This is a genomic window from Pseudomonas agronomica (assembly GCF_025917275.1).
Classification (GTDB): Bacteria; Pseudomonadota; Gammaproteobacteria; order Pseudomonadales; family Pseudomonadaceae; genus Aquipseudomonas; species Aquipseudomonas agronomica.
Window position 1 is genome coordinate 1 of sequence record NZ_JAOSHO010000627.1, and the last position, 2,530, is coordinate 2,530.

Annotated in this window: 3 protein-coding genes; 1 reads left to right on the top strand and 2 read right to left on the bottom strand. The window is 54.9% G+C overall.

The window, feature by feature from the left end; genetic code table 11:
* Nucleotides 1-44: 44 nt before the first annotated feature.
* Nucleotides 45-464 (bottom strand): organic hydroperoxide resistance protein, encoded by a 420-nt coding sequence (locus OC610_RS25415; protein ID WP_264431779.1) that lies wholly within the window; start codon nt 462-464, stop codon nt 45-47.
* 397 nt (nt 465-861) lie between these two features.
* Here OC610_RS25415 and OC610_RS25420 point away from each other — a divergent pair, with 397 nt between their 5' ends.
* Nucleotides 862-1,227, top strand: coding sequence for an NIPSNAP family protein (locus OC610_RS25420; protein ID WP_264431780.1), 366 nt, complete (start codon nt 862-864; stop codon nt 1,225-1,227).
* A 58-nt stretch (nt 1,228-1,285) separates the two neighbouring features.
* On the opposite strand, the gene OC610_RS25425 is transcribed toward OC610_RS25420, so the two are convergent.
* A complete protein-coding gene (locus OC610_RS25425) occupies nt 1,286-2,410 on the bottom strand; it encodes a GGDEF domain-containing protein (protein ID WP_264431781.1) in 1,125 nt (374 codons plus the stop codon).
* Nucleotides 2,411-2,530: the final 120 nt, after the last annotated feature.

Genomic DNA, 2,530 nt, shown 5'->3' on the forward strand with positions numbered 1-2,530 from the left:
GCCGAGAGTGTTCATGTTCAGATCCTTTTCGTAGATGAAGTGAGTTAGACGGTGACGTGCAGACGGACGTCGACGTTGCCGCGAGTCGCATTGGAGTACGGGCAAACCTGGTGAGCCGCATCGACCAGCGCTTGAGCATCGGCTTGATCCAGCCCCGGCAGACTGACGTGCAGGTCGATGTCCAGACCGAAACCACCAGGGATCTGGCCGATGCCGACGTGGGCCGTGATCGAGGCGTCAGCCGGAATGCTGCGTTTGCTCTGGCTGGCGACAAACTTCAACGCTCCGATGAAGCAAGCCGAGTAGCCGGCTGCGAACAACTGCTCAGGGTTGGTGGCTTCACCACCGGCGCCGCCCAGGGCTTTTGGAGTGGCCAGTTTCACATCAAGGATATTGTCGCTGGAAACAGCACGGCCATCACGGCCACCGGTGGAGGTTGCGACTGCGGTGTAGAGAACGTTCATGGTGTTTCCTCTTTTGCTGATGGGTTTGAGCGGTTTTGGTCGGCGCTAAATGTTTGCGCGCTAACCAGTTGCGATAAAGTTAACGGATGAATAATTAGTGCGCAAGCTAAATTTCGAAAAAGTTTTCAGCTCTGAATTAACTAGTTGATATGAAAGGAAATTTATTTTTAGGCTTTGCAATATCGCCAGCCCGCGTGAGCCGCGAGGTGAGGCAAGGGGAAGGACGCGCCTAGGGAATCGGCAGGCCCGCGCAATTGCAGGCTCTCAAAGGGGGGAAACTCACAGGCCGATGATGGGCTTCTCGATCATCCAACGCGTGCCGTAACGCAACTCGCCCTGATGGCGTAAGCTGAACTGCGCGGATGCTCCCGTGGAAACGCCACATGGAATATTTGGAATGACTCGAATTATTGAAATCCTGACGTACACCTTAAGGCCAGGATCGGGATTGGATTTTCACAAAGTAATGCAGGATGTCAGTGTTCCGCTTCACCTGGAGGCGGGCATGGATGTCGTTTCTTATGGCTGCTCATTACATGATAGTGACAACTATCACCTGATTCGCTCCTATGAAAGCGAAAGCCATCGCCAGGTATCTCAAGCAGTTTTTTACGCAAGCGCTGCCTGGAAGCAGGGTCCGAGAGAAGACATCATCAGTCAGATTGAAACCAGTACAACGATCGTTATGGCGCTCGCTCAAGACGCAATTGATGCCATCAGAGCTTCCGTAGACCTGTCTGGAGCCGAAGCTCGATCCGCGTAGCCGACATCGACAAAGGCAGGCCCAGTCGAATTCCGACTGTTAATACAAATCAACCCAACTAAGCGACAGCCACTCGATTACGCCCTAACGCCTTCGCCCGATACAGGGCTTTATCTGCATCGTTCATCAAACTGTGGAGATCCTTGCTACAAGCTCCCGTCGATGCGACACCGAGGCTGGCTGATATGCCGTGGACAGGCTCGATCATCAAACCCGCGATCGTATCGATGAGCTGTTCTGCAATCTGGGTAGCGACTTCAATTGAAGTGTCCGGAAGCAAAATGGCGAATTCTTCCCCACCGAGCCGGCCGTGAATGTCCGTCGCTCGAAACGACGAGCTGATCACCACCCCCATCTCGCGCAAAACCTGATCCCCCACCTGATGGCCGTAGGTGTCGTTGATATGCTTGAAGTGATCCATGTCCAACATGACCGCACACAACCCCAATCGGTTGCTCTTGCACTCGTTGTAGAGTTGCTGGGCATGCTCGAAAAAAGCCCGCCGACTCTTCAGGCCGGTCAGTTCATCGGTTTGTGCGGCGCGGGTCGAAATGCTGTTGGCCTGTTCCATTTCGCGGGTGAGTCGAAAGGCGATTTCCAGCGCCTGGGACATTTTGTGCGTGGCGCGGGCCGCAAATGCCGCGAACACCAGGATCGAAAGGGCCATGCCGACTTGAATCGAGGACGGTTGAAACAGCAGCCAGGCGGTGCACGGAAACAGCACCAGGCCAATGGAGACCAGGGTCATATCGCGGTAGGCCGAGTAGCAGGACACCGCGCTGACGGACATCCCCACCGTAAAGAGCATGACCAACGCCTGCGACAACAGATCGTCCGCCGGCATGAGCACAAACGCGCCGCCGCCCCAGATGCCAGCGGATAACATCAGCGTGATCCAATATTTGCGCTCCCAACGTTGAGGCGTGCGCTTACTTTCGTCGCTGCGGAAATAGGCAACGAACATTGCGATACGCAACAGTGTCGACGCGGTCAGGATGGCCAGCCACCAAAAAATAACGCTGTGCTCAAACCGATCCCAACACAGCCAGCTCAGCATGATGGCAGCCAGGTAACTGCCGAAAACCGCAGAAACGGATTGGCGAAACAGTTGTTGCAGTCGGTCAGTTCGCACTTGCTCGGCTATGAAGCAATCCTGGCCGTTCCGAGATCTTGGGCCATCCATTTGATCCACCTGATCGTGACGCAACGAAAACGGCGATTGTGGCACCCTGCCACCAATGCAAACAACTGAATTACTGTGGCGAGAGGATTTAGCGAAACATCGCAACGCCCCGCTGGGCTT